The sequence below is a fragment of the Streptomyces sp. NPDC014889 genome (genome assembly GCF_043081205.1).
Taxonomy (GTDB): Bacteria; Actinomycetota; Actinomycetes; order Streptomycetales; family Streptomycetaceae; genus Streptomyces.
Genome location: NZ_JBIBWH010000001.1, coordinates 349,933 through 366,460 on the forward strand (window position 1 = coordinate 349,933; position 16,528 = coordinate 366,460).

13 protein-coding genes are annotated in these 16,528 nt (G+C 71.9%); 10 read left to right on the forward strand and 3 right to left on the reverse strand.

Annotated elements, in window-relative coordinates; translation table 11 throughout:
* Positions 1-53: 53 nt before the first annotated feature.
* The 3 genes from ACF09J_RS01600 to ACF09J_RS01610 form a co-directional block, all read right to left on the reverse strand.
* Positions 54-1,427, reverse strand: a complete 1,374-nt coding sequence (locus ACF09J_RS01600) for a DUF58 domain-containing protein (RefSeq protein ID WP_392303352.1) — start codon at positions 1,425-1,427, stop codon at positions 54-56.
* Positions 1,427-2,500, reverse strand: coding sequence for an AAA family ATPase (locus tag ACF09J_RS01605; protein ID WP_392303353.1), 1,074 nt, complete (start codon positions 2,498-2,500; stop codon positions 1,427-1,429). The genes ACF09J_RS01600 and ACF09J_RS01605 overlap by 1 nt, the downstream gene beginning before the upstream one ends.
* 274 nt (positions 2,501-2,774) lie before the next feature.
* Positions 2,775-3,323 carry a beta-class carbonic anhydrase gene (locus ACF09J_RS01610; protein ID WP_392303354.1) on the reverse strand — a complete coding sequence of 183 codons (549 nt, stop codon included), beginning with the start codon at positions 3,321-3,323 and terminating at the stop codon, positions 2,775-2,777.
* A gap of 420 nt (positions 3,324-3,743) precedes the next feature.
* Here ACF09J_RS01610 and rsmH point away from each other — a divergent pair, with 420 nt between their 5' ends.
* The 10 genes from rsmH to ACF09J_RS01660 all read left to right on the forward strand — a co-directional run bounded on the left by rsmH (position 3,744) and on the right by ACF09J_RS01660 (position 16,406).
* The gene (rsmH, locus tag ACF09J_RS01615) at positions 3,744-4,700 is read left to right on the forward strand and encodes a 16S rRNA (cytosine(1402)-N(4))-methyltransferase RsmH (RefSeq protein WP_392303355.1); all 957 of its coding nucleotides are present in this window, start codon (positions 3,744-3,746) and stop codon (positions 4,698-4,700) included.
* A gap of 13 nt (positions 4,701-4,713) precedes the next feature.
* Entirely contained in the window at positions 4,714-5,277 is a 564-nt protein-coding gene (locus ACF09J_RS01620; protein ID WP_392303356.1) for a septum formation initiator family protein, read from the forward strand.
* 169 nt (positions 5,278-5,446) lie between these two features.
* Positions 5,447-7,396: a peptidoglycan D,D-transpeptidase FtsI family protein gene (locus tag ACF09J_RS01625; RefSeq protein ID WP_392303633.1), complete on the forward strand. Its 1,950-nt coding sequence runs from the start codon at positions 5,447-5,449 to the stop codon at positions 7,394-7,396.
* Positions 7,397-7,592: 196 nt separating this feature from the next.
* Positions 7,593-9,113, forward strand: coding sequence for a UDP-N-acetylmuramoyl-L-alanyl-D-glutamate--2,6-diaminopimelate ligase (locus tag ACF09J_RS01630; RefSeq protein WP_392303357.1), 1,521 nt, complete (start codon positions 7,593-7,595; stop codon positions 9,111-9,113).
* Between the two features lie 4 nt (positions 9,114-9,117).
* The gene (gene murF / locus ACF09J_RS01635) at positions 9,118-10,533 is read left to right on the forward strand and encodes a UDP-N-acetylmuramoyl-tripeptide--D-alanyl-D-alanine ligase (RefSeq protein WP_392303358.1); all 1,416 of its coding nucleotides are present in this window, start codon (positions 9,118-9,120) and stop codon (positions 10,531-10,533) included.
* Positions 10,533-11,603 carry a phospho-N-acetylmuramoyl-pentapeptide-transferase gene (gene mraY / locus ACF09J_RS01640; RefSeq protein WP_390827628.1) on the forward strand — a complete coding sequence of 357 codons (1,071 nt, stop codon included), beginning with the start codon at positions 10,533-10,535 and terminating at the stop codon, positions 11,601-11,603. Before murF ends, mraY begins: the two co-directional genes overlap by 1 nt.
* Positions 11,585-13,003: a UDP-N-acetylmuramoyl-L-alanine--D-glutamate ligase gene (murD, locus tag ACF09J_RS01645; protein WP_392303359.1), complete on the forward strand. Its 1,419-nt coding sequence runs from the start codon at positions 11,585-11,587 to the stop codon at positions 13,001-13,003. The genes mraY and murD overlap by 19 nt, the downstream gene beginning before the upstream one ends.
* Before the next feature lie 96 nt (positions 13,004-13,099).
* Positions 13,100-14,485 carry a putative lipid II flippase FtsW gene (gene ftsW, locus ACF09J_RS01650; RefSeq protein WP_392303360.1) on the forward strand — a complete coding sequence of 462 codons (1,386 nt, stop codon included), beginning with the start codon at positions 13,100-13,102 and terminating at the stop codon, positions 14,483-14,485.
* Positions 14,486-14,491: 6 nt separating this feature from the next.
* Positions 14,492-15,580 carry an undecaprenyldiphospho-muramoylpentapeptide beta-N-acetylglucosaminyltransferase gene (murG, locus tag ACF09J_RS01655; protein ID WP_392303361.1) on the forward strand — a complete coding sequence of 363 codons (1,089 nt, stop codon included), beginning with the start codon at positions 14,492-14,494 and terminating at the stop codon, positions 15,578-15,580.
* A 28-nt stretch (positions 15,581-15,608) separates the two neighbouring features.
* Complete coding sequence (locus tag ACF09J_RS01660; protein WP_392303362.1) at positions 15,609-16,406, forward strand: cell division protein FtsQ/DivIB; 798 nt, start codon at positions 15,609-15,611, stop codon at positions 16,404-16,406.
* The last annotated feature ends 122 nt before the right edge of the window (positions 16,407-16,528 follow it).

A 16,528-nucleotide genomic window follows, 5' to 3' on the forward strand; every position in this document is an offset into this window, starting at 1 on the left:
GCGCCGGTCCGGGGCCGCCCGGCCGTCGCCTCTCGGGGCACTGGTCAGGCTGGTCATGACCATCCCCCGTCCAGTCCCGTCCCACGGGCCGCGCCCGCACCGGTGCGCTCCTGCTCCGCCCGGCGCCACAGCTCGTCCAGGCGCGCGCCCCTGGCGACGGGCACGGCCGTCCAGCCCGCGTCGCGCAGCAGCCGTAGGCGGTCGTCGGCCTCGGACACGGGACCCGGTACGTCGCCCGGTTCCCCGGCCCAGACCCCGCTGTCCAGCACGAAGGCGACCGCGCCGCCGCTGCGCTGCCGCATCCTGGCGGCGACCGCGGCCTGCGCCTCGTCGAGGTCGCCGAGGAAGGCCAGCAGCAGTCCCTCGTTGCCGCCGCGCAGCACGTCGTAGGCGCGGGACAGGCTCGCCCCGTCGGAGTGGTCGATCACGGCGAGGGTGTCCATCATCAGCCCGGCCGCGTCCGCCGACTCCTGGCCGGAGCCCGCGAACCCCTCGCCGCCGTCGCCGGGCACCGAACTGCCGGTGTCGGTCAGCAGCCGCACCGAGAAGCCCCGCTCCAGCATGTGCACCAGGACCGACGCGGCACCGGACACGGCCCACTCGAAGGCCGAGTCGGGGCCCGCGCCCCGGTAGGCGAGCGCCCGGGTGTCGAGGAGCACCGTGCAGCGGGCGCGCTGCGGCTGTTCCTCGCGGCGCACCATCAGCTCGCCGTAGCGCGCGGTGGACCGCCAGTGCACGCGGCGCAGATCGTCGCCGTAGCGGTAGCCGCGCGGGATGACGTCGTCCTCGCCGGCCAGGGCCAGCGAGCGCTGCCGCCCGTCGCCGTACCCCCTGGCGTCGCCGCTCAGGCGCACCGGCGGCAGCGGCTCCACCCGCGGGATCACGGTCAGGGTGTCGTGGGCCGAGAAGGAGCGGGTCAGTTCGCACATCCCGAAGGGGTCGGTCAGCCGCAGTTGCAGCGGGCCCAGCGGATACCGTCCGCGCAGGTCGGAGCGGACCCGGTAGGACACCTCGCGGCGGCCGCCCGGCTCGACCCGGTCGAGCACGAAACGGGGCCGCGGTCCGAGCACGTACGGCACCCGGTCCTGGAGCATCAGCAGGCCGGTGGGCAGCCGCGAGACGTTGTCCATCCGCAGGTGCACCCGGGCCTCGCTGCCGGCGGGCACGCGCGCGGGGGAGAGCCGGCGGCTGCCGGAGACCCGGTAGCGCGTGCGCAGGAGCACCGTGGCGCACACCAGCGGCAGCGCCGCCAGCAGCAGCCCGACCCGCAGCAGATCGCTCTGGCCGAGGACGTAGGCGCAGGTCGCGGCGGCGACGCCGGCGGCCAGGAAGGAACGCCCGCGGGTGGTCAGACCGGCCAGCGCGGTGCGGACGCCGCCCCGCTCCTCGCGGTCGTCCTCCGCGCGCGCACTCCCCGCGTCCGTCATCACAGGCCCCGCGGCGGCCGCTGGTCGTACGCGGGCGCGCCGCGGCCCAGACCGAAGCCGCCGGAGCGCTGGTGATCCGCGGGCACCGGGGTGTGCTGGAGGATCTCCTGGACGACCTGCTCGGCGGTACGGCGGTTGAGCTGGGCCTGGGCGGTGGGCAGCAGCCGGTGGGCCAGGACGGCCACGGCCAGCGCCTGCACGTCGTCGGGCAGCGCGTACTCCCGGCCGCTCAGCGCGGCGGACGCCTTCGCCGCGCGCAGCAGGTGCAGCGTCGCGCGCGGCGAGGCGCCGAGCCTGAGGTCGGGGTGGGTGCGGGTGGCCGAGACCAGGTCCACCGCGTACCGGCGCACCGTCTCGGCGACGTGCACCCCGCGCACGGCCTCGATCAGCTTCACGATCTCGTGCGCGTGCGCCACCGGCTGGAGGTCGTCCAGCGGGCTCACCCCGCCGTGCACGTCCAGCATCTGCAACTCGGCGTCCGGGCTGGGGTAGCCGATGGACACCCGGGCCATGAAGCGGTCGCGCTGGGCCTCGGGCAGCGGATAGGTGCCCTCCATCTCGACCGGGTTCTGGGTGGCCACCACCATGAACGGCGAGGGCAGTTCGTAGGTCTGCCCGTCGATGGTGACCTGCCGCTCCTCCAGGGACTCCAACAGCGCCGACTGGGTCTTGGGGGAGGCCCGGTTGATCTCGTCGCCGATCACGATCTGCGCGAAGATGGCGCCCGGTTTGAACTCGAAGTCCCGGCGCTGCTGGTCCCAGATGGACACGCCGGTGATGTCCGACGGCAGCAGGTCGGGCGTGAACTGGATGCGCCGCACCGAACAGTCGATGGACCGCGCCAGCGCCTTGGCGAGCATCGTCTTGCCCACCCCGGGAACATCCTCGATCAGAAGATGCCCCTCGGCGAGCAGCACGGTCAGTGAGAGCCGTACGACCTCGGGCTTGCCCTCGATCACCTCTTCCACCGAACGGCGGATCCGCTCCACGGTGGCGGCGAGATCACCCCCCACGCCCTGCTCCGCTCGAGCGGGGGCACCCCCATGGCTCGCTCGATCGTCATAGGTCGTCACCCGGCGGCCCTCCTCGGCCCTTCCCCACGCTCGTCGGCGAGCGTGGGGATTACCCCAAAAATTTCCGGGCCGACGCTCTGCTGTGCGGACCGGCCCACCCCGAATCAGGCACCACGCGCGAAGGATTGCGCGTGAGGCCACCCCCGCATTCTTGCCGCCGTTACCGATTCGTGTCACTCGCCTGTGGACAACTGGCCGCGATATGTCGGTTCTTGCGGCTTTCGCTGGTGACGGCGGCATGCCGCGCACCGGAATCCCGGCGCGCGTGCGGCGGTCAGGCGGGGTCGATCTCGCGCAGCCGGCCCGTCCTGACGTCGAAGACGAAACCGCGCACGTCGTCGGTGTGCAGCAGGAACGGCGAGGTGCGCACGCGCTGCATCGACTGCCGCACGTCCTGGTCGACGTCCCGGAAGGCCTCCACGGCCCACGCCGGACGCTGCCCGACCTCCATCTCCAGCTCGTGCCGGAACTCCTCGGTGATGGATTCCAGGCCGCAGTTGGTGTGGTGGATCAGCACGACGCTGCGGGTGCCCAGGGCCCGCTGGCTGATGGTGAGCGAGCGGATGACGTCGTCGGTGACCACACCGCCCGCGTTGCGGATGGTGTGGCAGTCGCCGAGTTCCAGGCCGAGCGCGGCGTGCAGGTCGAGACGGGCGTCCATGCAGGCCACGACCGCGACCTGCAGCACGGGCCGGGCGTCCATCCCCGGATCGCTGAACGCGGCGGCGTACTGCTGGTTCGCCTCCGCGAGACGGTCGGTGACGGTGCCACGACGGTTTATGGCGCCCTCGGACCCGGCGGGAACTGATGCAGAAGTCGTCATACTCATGACGTTAGTGGGCGCCGGGGCCCGGGTCCTGTTGTGAGACGGTACAAAGAACCCCGTCATGGCTTGTTGTGACGGACCCCACAGCGAGGGCGAACCCACACCCGTACGAGTGAATTTTTGTCTCGCGGTGCCGCCGCTGCTCCGTCGGGCGACGCGCAGGCCGGTTGATTGACCGCACGACAGGGTGCACTAAAGTGACGCGAAGCGGGAGGCGTGGCTCTCCCTGCTGCACTGCATTCCCTACAGGCCCCGGCCGACGCGCCGGCGGTCTCCCCACGTGCGCGGCGCGTACGTACGGCTCGGCCTCCTCCCGCTTCCGGTCGGCTGACGCTTCCGGCGCCGGCAGGCCCTTTTCTTTACCGAGCGGTCGGGACCCGGCGGTGCGTGCGGGACGCGCCGGACTGAGAGGGCTCCTTGAGCGACAGCCGACACGTCCCCGTGATGCTCCAGCGGTGCCTGGACCTGCTGGCGCCCGCCCTGGAGCGGCCGGGAGCGGTGGTCGTCGACTGCACCCTCGGCCTCGGCGGGCACAGCGAGGCGCTGCTCACCCGTTTCCCCGAGGCGCGGCTGGTGGCCCTCGACCGGGACAAGGAGGCGCTGCGCCTGTCCGGGGAGCGCCTGGCCCCCTTCGGTGACCGGGCCACCCTGGTGCACGCCGTCTACGACGAGCTGCCCGACGTGCTCGGCCGGCTGGGGCTTCCGCGCGTGCGGGGCGTCCTGTTCGACCTCGGGGTGTCGTCGATGCAGCTCGACGAGGCCGACCGCGGCTTCGCCTACGCGCAGGACGCGCCCCTGGACATGCGCATGGACCAGAGCACCGGGATCAGCGCCGCCGAGGTCCTCAACACCTACCCGCCCGGCGAGCTGGTCCGCGTGCTGCGGGCGTACGGCGAGGAGAAGCAGGCCAAGCGGATCGTGGCCGCCGTCGTGCGCGAGCGGGATAAGGAGCCGTTCAGCAACAGCGCCCGGCTGGTGGAGCTGATCCGCGACGCGCTGCCGCAGGCCGCCAAGCGGACCGGCGGCAACCCGGCCAAGCGCACCTTCCAGGCGCTGCGGATCGAGGTCAACGGCGAGCTCGCCGTGCTGGAGCGGGCGATCCCGGCCGCCGTGAAGGCGCTGGAGGTCGGCGGGCGGATCGCCGTGCTGTCGTACCACTCCCTCGAGGACCGCCTGGTCAAGCAGGTGTTCGCGGCCGGTGCGACGTCGAGTGCGCCCCCGGGACTGCCGGTCGTGCCGGAGCGCTACCAGCCCCGGCTCAAGCTGCTCACCCGCGGTGCCGAACTTCCCACCGAGGAAGAGATCGCCGAGAACCGGCGGGCGGCGCCGGCCCGGCTGCGCGGCGCCGAGCGCGTCAGGGAGGACGTCGAGTGAGCCAGGGGGAGCAGTGAGCAGGAAACCCGAACTGAAGGGCCGGGCCGCCCGGCTCGCCCGGCTCTTCCCGGCGGGCCGGGGCCAGGCCGCCCGCACCCCGTTCGTCCTCCTCGTCGTGCTCCTGCTCGGCGGCGGCCTCATCGGGCTGCTGGTGCTGAACTCCGCCCTCAGCGAGGGCGCGTTCCAGCGGGAGGCGCTCCAGAAGGACGCCAAGAACCTCACCGACGAGGAACAGGCCCTCCAGCGGGACATCGACTCCTACTCCGCCCCGGACGCGCTCCAGCTCCGCGCCCGGCAACTGGGCATGGTGCCCGGCGGCGACCCGGCCTTCCTGGGCGCCGACGGAACCGTCAAGGGCGTCCCCTCGGCCGCCCCGGAGCCGCCTCCCGCGGAGGAGACGCCGCTGTCGCTCCTGCCGCCCGAGGCGCTCACCCCCTCGCCCTCCGCCACGGACACCACGGCCCCGGCGGCCACGGCCCCGGCGCCCGCCACCACGGACGCGGCGCCACCGGCCGCTCAGGCCCCGGCCCCGGAGAACACCGCCCCCACAGCCCCGACCCCGACTCCCGGCAGGTGACGACCGTGCCCGCCAGCGAACCGCCCCCGCCTCCGGCCCCCGGGCTGCCCGGGCCTGCCGGGCCGAGGGCTCGCCCGGGCCCGGTTTCCGGGTGGGGCGGGTGCGCCGGTCCGGTGGGTGACGCTGTGTTCCGGTTCGTTTCGATCTCGACTCTCGGCAGGTGACGGAAGTGTCCGACAGGGAACCGCCGCGCCGCCGGGTGCCCGGACCCGCCAGGCCGGCGCGGCCGGGCTCCCGGCAGCGGCCCGGCCCCGGTGCCCGGCCCGCCCGCCGTCCCGCCCCGGCCCGCCCCCAGGCCGCGCGCATCCGGCTCGGCAGCCCCCGTCCGCGGTTGCGTCTGGTCGCTCTGGCGCTGACCCTGGTGCTGCTCGTCTTCGCCGTACGGCTGCTCCAGGTGCAGGCCTTCGACGCGAGCGCGTACGCGGCCAAGGCCGAGGAGAACCGGTACGTGGTGCACACCCTGGCCGCCGAGCGGGGCCGCATCACCGACCGCAACGGCGTCGACCTGGCGACCAGCGTGGACGCCGACGACATCACCGCCGACCCCACCATGTTCACCCGCGGCGAGCTGGGCATCGGAGACGGCCCCGAGCAGGCGGCCGCGCTGCTCGCCCCGATCCTCGGCCAGGACCAGGCGGCCATCGCCGCCAAGCTCCGCACGCCGAACACCCGCTACGTCCTGCTCGCCCGCCGCGAGACCCCGCAGGTCTGGAAGCAGATCAAGGACCTGAAGACGGCCCTCGTGAAGAAGTTCCAGAAGGACAGGACCACCGTCAACGTGCTCGCCGGCGTCTTCTCCGACCCCAGCAGCAAGCGGGTCTACCCCAACGGCGACCTCGCCGCCGGGATACTGGGCTGGGTCAACGCCGAAGGCAAGGGCGGCGGCGGCGTGGAGCAGCAGCTGAACGAGCAGCTCGCCGGCAAACCCGGCAAGATCCGCTACGCCCAGTCCGGCGGGCGCGAGGTGCCCACCGCCGGCTCCACAGAGACCCGCGCGGTGCCCGGCTCCGACACCGAGCTCACCATCGACCGCGACATCCAGTGGGCCGCCCAGAAGGCCATCACCGAGCAGGTGGAGAAGTCCGGGGCGGACCGCGGCTACGTCATCGTCCAGGACACCCGCACCGGCGAGATCCTCGCCATGGCCAACTCCCCGGGCTTCGATCCGGGCGACCTCACCCACGCCGACCCCTCCGCGCTGGGCAACGCCGCCCTCCAGGACGCCTACGAGCCCGGCTCCACCGCCAAGGTCATGTCCATGGCCGCCGTACTGGAGGAGAACGCGGCGACACCGCTCACCCACGTCGTCGTGCCCAACCGGCTGCACCGCGGCGACCGCCTCTTCCAGGACGACGTCGACCACAGCACCTGGTACCTCACGCTGAACGGCGTGCTCGCCAAGTCCAGCAACATCGGCACCATCCTGGCCACCGGCCAGCTCGGCAGGACGCAGCCGGAGGCCAACAAGGTCCTCTACTCCTACCTGCGCAAGTTCGGCATCGGCGAGCCGACCGGACTCGGCTTCCCCGGCGAGACCAGGGGCATCCTCGCACCGCCCGACAAGTGGTCCACCTCGCAGCAGTACACGGTCCCGTTCGGTCAGGGCTTCTCCATCAACGCCGTACAGGCGGCCTCCGTCTACTCCACGATCGCCAACGGCGGAGTGCGGGTGCAGCCGACCCTGGTGCGCGGCACCAAGGGGGCCGACGGCCGCTTCGACCCGGCCGCCAAGCCCGAGAGGACACGCGTCGTGAGCGCGAAGACGGCGAAGACGCTCGCGCAGATGCTGGAGTCCGTGGTGGACGACGAGCAGGGCACCGGCATCAAGGCCCGCATCCCCGGCTACCGGGTCGCGGGCAAGACCGGCACGGCCAACCGCGTGGATCCGGCCACCGGCAGATATCACGGCTACACGTCCTCCTTCGCCGGTTTCGCACCCGCCGACAACCCCCGCGTCACCGTCTACTGCGCAATCCAGAACGCCACCAAGGGCAGCTACTTCGGCGGCCAGATCTGCGGCCCGATCTACAAGGAGGTCATGGAGTTCGCGCTGAAGACGCTCCAGGTGCCGCCGACCGGCGCGCAGGCCGCGAACCTGCCCGTCGACTTCAAGCCGTGACCGGACCAGAACGACCAGGAACCAGCCCGTGACAACGATCACTCCCGGCCCCGGGAACCACCCGTCGCACCGGCCCTCGTCCGCGCCGGACGGCGCTGCGCGCGATCCCCTTTTTAGCCCGACGGCGGGTACGCCCGGTACGCTCACCGCCGTGCCACACGCTGATCAGTCCCAAACCACCCAGAAGGGCGCTTCCGTGACATATCCGGGACCGCCGCGACCGGCTCGGGTCTCCGCCACCCCCCTCGCGGAGCTCGCCGATCAGCTGGGGGTCACCGCTCCGGACGGCGCCGACGGGGTCACGGGGATCACCCACGACTCGCGGGCCGTGCGCCCCGGCGACCTGTACGCGGCCCTGCCCGGCGCCCGCACCCACGGCGCCGACTTCGTCACCCAGGCGGCGAGCCTGGGCGCGGTCGCCGTGCTCACCGACCCGTCCGGCGCCGAGCGCGCCGCCGCCACCGGCCTGCCGGTCCTGGCCGTGGACGACCCGCGCGGGCGGATGGGCGAGCTGGCGGCCACGATCTACGGCCGGCCCGGCCGCGACCTGCTCCAGATCGGCATCACCGGCACCTCCGGCAAGACCACCACCGCCTACCTCGTCGAGGGCGGTCTGAAGACCGTGAAGTCCACCGGACTGATCGGCACCGTCGAGATGCGCATCGGCGACGAGCGCATCAGGTCCGAGCGCACCACTCCCGAGGCCACCGACCTCCAGGCCCTTTTCGCGGTCATGCGCGAGCGCGGGGTCGAGGCGGTCGCCATGGAGGTCTCCAGCCACGCCCTGGTGCTCGGCCGCGTCGACGGCTGCGTCTTCGACATCGGTGTCTTCACCAACCTCAGCCCGGAGCACATGGAGTTCCACTCCGGCATGGAGGACTACTTCCAGGCCAAGGCGCAGCTGTTCACGCCGGAGCGCAGCAGGCTCGGCGTGGTCAACTTCGACGACGAGTACGGGCGCCGGCTGGTCGGGGAGGCCACGGTCCCGGTCGTCACCTACTCCGCCGAGGGCCACCCCGACGCGGACTGGCGCGCCGAGGACGTCGAGGTCGGCCCGGTCGACTCCACCTTCACGGTGGTCGGGCCCGAGGGCCGGCGGGTCGCCGCCAGATCGCCGCTGCCGGGCCCGTTCAACGTCGCCAACACGCTGGCCGCCGTGGTCGCCCTGGCCGCCGCGGGCCTCGACCCGCAGTCCGCGGCCGACGGCATCGCCGCCGTCGCGGGCGTGCCGGGGCGTCTGGAGCGCGTCGACGTGGGCCAGCCGTACCTCGCGGTCGTGGACTACGCGCACAAGACGGACGCCGTCGAGTCGGTCCTCAAGGCGCTGCGCAAGGTGACCAAGGGCCGGCTGCACATCGTGCTCGGCTGCGGCGGCGACCGTGACCGGACCAAACGCGGCCCCATGGGCGCCGCCGCGGCCCGGCTCGCCGACATCGCCGTGCTGACCTCCGACAACCCCCGCTCCGAGGATCCCCTGGCGATCCTCGCCGCCATGCTCGGGGGAGCGGCCTCGGTGCCCGCGCACGAGCGCGGCGAGGTGCTCCTCTTCGAGGAACGGGCCGCCGCGATCGCCGCCGCCGTCGACCGCGCGCAGCCGGGGGACACCGTGCTGGTCGCGGGCAAGGGCCATGAACAGGGCCAGGACATCGCCGGAGTGGTCCGTCCCTTCGACGACCGCCAGGTGCTTCGCGAAGCTATCCAGAAGACCCAGGGATGAACTTGTGATCGCCCTCTCCCTCGCCGAGATCGCAGCAGTCGTCGGCGGGCAGACGTACGACATACCGGATCCGTCCGTGGAAGTCACCGGGCCGGTGGTCCGGGACTCCCGCGAGGTGGTGCCCGGCAGCCTCTTCGTCGCCTTCGTCGGCGAGCGCGTGGACGGCCACGACTTCGCCGCGGCCGTCGTCGAGGCGGGCGCGGCCGCCGTGCTGGCGTCCCGCCCGGTCGGCGTGCCCGCGATCGTCGTCGAGGACGTGCAGGCCGCCCTCGGCGCCCTCGCCCGTCACGTCGTCGAACGGCTGGGCGCGACCCTCGTCGCCCTCACCGGCTCCGCGGGCAAGACCAGCACCAAGGACCTCGTCGCGCAGGTGCTGCGGCGCAAGGCGCCGACCGTGTTCACGCCCGGCTCCCTCAACAACGAGATCGGGCTGCCGCTGACCGCGCTGAGCGCCACCGAGGAGACGAAGTTCCTCGTGCTGGAGATGGGCGCCCGCGGCATCGGCCACATCCGCTACCTGACCGAACTGACCCCGCCGAGGGTCGGGCTGGTGCTCAACGTCGGCACCGCCCACATCGGCGAGTTCGGCGGCCGTGAGCAGATCGCGCAGGCGAAGGGCGAACTGGTGGAGAGCCTGCCCGCGGCCGAGGACGGCGGAACCGCGATCCTCAACGCCGACGACCCGCTGGTACGGGCCATGGCCTCCCGTACGAAGGCGAAGGTGATCCTTTTCGGAGAGTCCGGCGAAGCGGACGTACGCGCCGAGAACGTGAGACTCACGGACAGCGGGCAGCCCGCCTTCAGGCTTCACACACCCTCCGGTGCAAGCGATGTGACGATGCGCCTGTACGGTGAGCACCACGTGTCGAACGCGCTCGCCGCGGCCGCCGTCGCCCATGAGCTGGGCATGTCCGCAACTGAGATCGCGACCGCGCTCTCCGAGGCGGGCTCCCTCTCCCGCTGGCGGATGGAGGTCACCGAGCGCCCGGACGGCGTGACGGTCGTCAACGACGCCTACAACGCCAACCCCGAGTCCATGCGGGCCGCTCTGCGCGCGCTCGTGGCCATGGGCACGGGACGGCGGACCTGGGCGGTGCTCGGCAAGATGGCCGAGCTCGGGGACGAGGCGCTCGCCGAGCACGACGCGGTCGGACGGCTCGCCGTCCGGCTCAACGTCAGCAAGCTCGTCGCGGTCGGGGGCAGGGAAGCGTCCTGGCTGCAACTGGGCGCATATAACGAGGGTTCGTGGGGTGAGGAGTCGGTGCACGTGTCCGACGCACAGGCGGCGATCGACCTGTTGCGCAGCGAGTTGCGCCCGGGGGACGTCGTCCTCGTGAAGGCGTCCCGTTCGGTCGGCCTCGAGAGTGTCGCCCAGGCGCTCCTCGAGACCGGTGCCGAGGGTGAGGTCGCCGCCCGATGATGAAGCAGATCCTGTTCGCGGGAGTCATTGGCCTCTTCCTGACGCTGGTCGGCACCCCGCTGCTGATCAAGCTCCTGGCCCGCAAGGGCTACGGCCAGTACATCCGCGACGACGGCCCGCGCGAGCACGCCAGCAAGCGCGGAACGCCGACCATGGGTGGCATCGCCTTCATCCTGGCCACGGTCGCCGCCTACTTCCTGTCCAAGGTGATCACCGGTTACACCCCGACCTACTCGGGTCTGCTGGTGCTCGGCCTGATGGTCGGCATGGGCCTGGTCGGCTTCCTCGACGACTACATCAAGATCGTCAAGCGCCGTTCGCTGGGTCTGCGCGCCAAGGCGAAGATGGCCGGCCAGCTGATCGTCGGCATCGCCTTCGCGGTGCTCGCGCTGCAGTTCTCCGACAACCGCGGCAACACCCCCGCCTCCACGAAGCTGTCGTTCATCACCGACTTCGGCTGGACGATCGGCCCGGTGCTGTTCGTCATCTGGGCGCTGTTCATGATCCTCGCGATGTCGAACGGCGTGAACCTCACCGACGGTCTGGACGGTCTGGCCACCGGTGCCTCCGTGCTGGTCTTCGGCGCCTACACCTTCATCGGCGTCTGGCAGTTCCAGGAGTCCTGCGCCAACGCGATGACGCTGACCAACCCCAACGCCTGCTACGAGGTCCGCGATCCGCTCGACCTCGCGGTCGTGGCCTCCGCGCTGATGGGCGCCTGCCTCGGCTTCCTGTGGTGGAACACCTCGCCGGCCAAGATCTTCATGGGCGACACCGGTTCGCTCGCGCTCGGCGGTGTGCTCGCGGGCCTGGCGATCTGCTCCCGCACCGAACTGCTGCTCGCGCTGCTCGGCGGCCTGTTCGTGCTCATCACCATGTCGGTGGTCATCCAGGTCGGCTCCTTCCGGCTCACCGGGAAGCGGGTCTTCCGGATGGCGCCGCTCCAGCACCACTTCGAACTCAAGGGCTGGTCCGAAGTGCTCGTGGTGGTCCGATTCTGGATCATCCAGGGCATCTGTGTGATCGTCGGACTGGGCCTCTTCTACGCGGGATGGGCAGCGGACAAGTGACCGACTGGCAGGGTAAGAACGTCACCGTCGCGGGACTCGGCGTCTCCGGTGTTCCGGCGGCCAGGGTCCTGCACGGTCTCGGCGCGCACGTCACCGTCGTCAACGACGGCGACGACGAGCGCGCCCGGACCCAGGCGGCCGAGCTGGAGGCCCTCGGGGTCACCGTGCGCCTCGGTGACGGCGACACCCTGCCGGAGGGCACAGAGCTGATCGTCACCGCGCCCGGCTGGCGGCCGGACAAGCCGCTCTTCCGCGCCGCCGGGCAGGCCGGCGTACCCGTCTGGGGGGACGTCGAACTCGCCTGGCGGCTGCGCGGCCCCGACGCAGCCCCGTGGCTCGCCGTGACCGGCACCAACGGCAAGACCACCACCGTGCAGATGCTCGCCTCGATCTTGAAGGCGGCGGGCCTGCGCACGGCGGCAGTCGGCAACATCGGCGTCTCCCTGCTGGACGCCGTCCTCGGCGACGAGCCTTACGACGTCCTCGCGGTAGAGCTGTCGAGCTACCAGCTGCACTGGGCGCCCTCGCTGCGCGCCCACTCCGCCGCCGTCCTCAACCTCGCCCCCGACCACCTCGACTGGCACGGCTCCATGGAGGCCTACGCGGCCGACAAGGGCCGTGTCTACGAGGGCAATCGCGTCGCCTGCGTCTACAACACCGCCGACAAGGCGACCGAGGACCTGGTGCGCGAGGCGGACGTCGAGGAGGGCTGCCGGGCCGTCGGATTCACGCTCGGCACGCCCGGCCCCTCCCAACTCGGCGTCGTGGACGGCATCCTCGTCGACCGCGCCTTCGTCGAGAACCGGCAGAAGAACGCCCAGGAGCTGGCCGAGGTCTCCGACGTGCACCCGCCCGCCCCGCACAACATCGCCAACGCCCTCGCCGCGGCGGCCCTGGCACGCGCCTTCGGCGTTCCGGCGCAGGCCGTCCGGGACGGCCTGCGGGCCTTCACCCCGGACGCCCACCGCATCGCGCACGTGGCCGACGTGGACGGCGTGGCCTACATCGACGACTCCAAGGCCACCAACACCCACGCGACACAGGCCTCGTTGGCGGCCTACGAGTCGATCGTGTGGATCGCGGGCGGTCTGGCGAAGGGCGCGACCTTCGACGAGCTCGTCGCGAACTCGGCGAAGCGGCTGCGCGGCGCCGTCCTCATCGGAGCCGATCGCGCGCTCATCCGTGAGGCCCTCGCGCGACACGCCCCGGAGGTACCCGTCGTCGACCTCGACCGGACCGACACTGGGGCGATGCTCCAGGCCGTCCAGGAGGCGCGGCGGCTGGCACGGCCCGGCGACACGGTACTGCTGGCCCCGGCCTGCGCCTCCATGGACATGTTCGCCAACTACAACAGGCGCGGCGAGGCGTTCGCGGAGGCCGTATCCGGACTCGGCGCCTGATCCCGGCCGCCCCCGCTGCCGGGCGACCTCGGGAGGGAGGCGTGGGAGCCGTGAGCCGAGCCGGACTTGCGCGGCCGACGTACAGCGGAGGACCCGATGCCCGGTAGCCCCGGCAGCAGCCGTACCGGCCAGCCGCCCGTGCAGCGGACCGTCCAGCGCCCGACGCCCGGCCGTCCCCCCGGCCGGCGTTCCGTGGCGGGCCTGGTCGGCCGCGCGCGGCGGGCCTGGGACCGGCCGCTGACCGCCTACTACCTGATCCTCGGCGGCAGCCTGCTGCTCACCGTGCTGGGTCTGGTGATGGTCTACTCGGCTTCCCAGATCACCGCGCTGCAGAAGGCGCTGCCGGGCTCCTACTTCTTCCGCAAGCAGCTGCTCGCGGCCGCGATCGGCACCGGGCTGCTGCTGCTCGCCGCCCGGATGCCGGTCAGGCTGCACCGGGCGCTGGCGTACCCGATTCTGGCGGGCGCGGTGGCGCTGATGGTGCTGGTGCAGGTGCCGGGGATAGGGATGGCGGTCAACGGCAACCAGAACTGGATCGCGCTGGGTGGCTCCTTCCAGATCCAGCCCAGCGAGATCGGCAAGCTGGCGCTGGTGCTGTGGGGCGCCGACCTGATCGCGCGCAAGCAGGACAAACGGCTGCTGACCCAGTGGAAGCACATGCTGGTGCCGCTCGTCCCGGTCGCCTTCATGCTGCTCGGGCTGATCATGCTCGGCGGCGACATGGGCACCGCGATCATCCTCACCGCGATCCTGTTCGGCCTGCTGTGGCTGGCGGGGGCGCCCACCCGGCTCTTCGTGGGGGTGCTGTCGTTCGCCGGGGTGATCGGCTTCCTGCTGATCCAGACGAGCGCCAACCGCCTCGGCCGGTTCGCCTGCGTCGGTTCGAGCGACGCGACCAAGTGCTGGCAGGCGGTGCACGGCATCTACGCCCTGGCCTCCGGTGGACTTTTCGGTTCCGGACTTGGTGCCAGCGTGGAGAAATGGGGCCAACTCCCCGAAGCCCACACCGACTTCATCTTCGCCGTCACCGGCGAGGAACTGGGCCTCGCGGGGACTCTGTCGGTGCTCGCCCTGTTCGCCGCTCTAGGCTATGCGGGCATCCGCGTGGCCGGACGCACGGAGGACCCCTTCGTGAGGTACGCCGCGGGAGGCGTGACCACCTGGATCACCGTGCAGGCGGTGATCAACATCGGTGCGGTGCTCGGTCTGCTGCCGATCGCCGGCGTCCCGCTCCCGCTGTTCTCCTACGGAGGATCCGCCCTGCTGCCGACCATGTTCGCCATCGGGCTGCTGATCGCCTTCGCGCGTGACGAGCCCGCTGCGCGGGCGGCGCTTGCCATGCGGCAACCTCGCTTTGGTAGAAAGCGGGCAGGAGGCTCCGCGCCCGGCCGGAGATCCGACCGCGGATCCGGTCGCGAGCCTCGGAGATGGAACACGATGCGACGGCGTGCCTCGGCGGCGCGTTCGTCCGGAGAGCGGTGAATTTCGGTGCATGTCGTACTCGCCGGCGGAGGTACCGCGGGCCACATCGAGCCCGCGCTCGCCCTCGCGGACGCCCTGCGCAGGCAGGACCCGACCGTGGGGATCACGGCCCTGGGCACGGAGCGCGGCCTGGAGACCCGGCTCGTACCCGAGCGGGGCTACGAGCTCGCGCTCATCCCGGCGGTGCCGCTGCCGCGCAAACCCACCCCGGAGCTGATCACCGTTCCGGGACGGCTGCGCGGCACGATCAAGGCGGCCGAGCAGATCATGGAGCGCACCAAGGCGGACGCCGTGGTCGGATTCGGCGGCTACGTCGCCCTGCCCGGCTACCTGGCCGCCAAGCGGCTCGGTGTGCCCATCGTCATCCACGAGGCCAACGCCCGGCCGGGCCTGGCCAACAAGATCGGTTCACGGTACGCCGCCCAGGTCGCCGTCTCCACGCCCGACAGCAAGCTGCGCGGTGCCCGTTACATCGGCATCCCGCTGCGCCGCGCCATCGCCACCCTGGACCGGGCGGCCGTGCGCCCCGAGGCCCGCGCGGCGTTCGGGCTCGACCCGAACCTGCCCACGCTGCTGGTCTCCGGCGGCTCGCAGGGCGCCCGCCGGCTCAACGAGGTGGTCCAGCAGGTCGCGCCCTGGCTCCAGCAGGCCGGTATCCAGATCCTGCACGCGGTCGGCCCGAAGAACGAACTGCCCCAGGTGCAGCAGATGCCGGGAATGCCTCCCTACATCCCGGTAAGTTACCTTGATCGCATGGACCTCGCGTACGCCGCGGCCGACATGATGCTCTGCCGCGCCGGCGCGATGACCGTCGCCGAACTCTCCGCCGTCGGGCTTCCGGCCGTCTACGTCCCGCTGCCCATCGGCAACGGTGAACAGCGGCTGAACGCCCAGCCGGTGGTCAAGGCCGGCGGCGGACTGCTGGTCGACGACGCGGAACTCACTCCCGAGTGGGTGCAGCAGAACGTTCTGCCCGTGCTCGCCGATCCGCACCGGCTGTACCAGATGTCCCGCGCCGCCGGGGAGTTCGGCCGCCGGGACGCCGACGAGCTGCTCGTCGGCATGGTGTACGAGGCCATCGCCTCGCACCGTTAGGACCGTATGCACGAAGGGGCTTGAGAGCGTGGCCGGACCGACGACCGCGGAGCGCGGTGAACGCCAGCACGAGTCGTCGTCCGGCCCGCCTCTGGTCCGTCGGCTGAGACGGCTGCGCCCTCGTACGATCATCATTCTTTCGCTGGCCCTGGTCTGCCTCATCGCCGGCTCCCTGTGGGTGCTGTACGGCTCGCAGTGGACGCGCGTGGAGCGCGTATCCGTCTCCGGCGCCACGGTTCTGACGCCCGATCAGGTGCGGGCTGCCGCCGGAGTTCGGCTCGGAACGCAGCTGGTTTCCGTCGACACCGATGCGATCGAGGCCCGGTTGCGCCGTGAATTGCCCCGAATTGACTCGGTCGACGTGGTGCGCTCATGGCCCCATGGAATCGGGTTGAAAGTGGTCGAGCGCACTCCGGTCATGGTGGAGGAAAAGGGCGGAAAGTTCGTCGAAGTGGACGCGAAGGGTGTCCGGTTCGCCACGGTTTCACAGGCGCCGAAAGGCGTGCCCCTGCTGGAATTGTCACTTTCCCGCTCCAGCACGGCCGCCGCGAGCCTGCGCCGCTTCGGCGAGGCCCGGCTGGTGCGCGAGGCGGTCGCGGTCGCCGGGCGGATTCCCACCGCGGTCTCCCGTGAGACCCGGGTCGTCAAGGTCCGCACCTACGACGACATCTCACTGGAGTTGAGCGGCGGCCGGACCGTCGCCTGGGGAAGCAGCGAGAACGGCCGGCTGAAGGCCCGCACCCTGACCGCGCTGATGAAAGCGGCACCCGGCGCGCGGCACTTCGACGTCAGGGTTCCCACCGCCCCGGCGTCATCGGGGAGTTGACGCACATCTGCGCAGGCCGGCCCCCTGGTTGGGCGGCGCTATGGCTGATCACATAGGGTGAAAAGAAAAACGGGAGGTTCGGCGTGTTCGTTGAACGGGCGCCACTTGTCGACTTAGTGTCC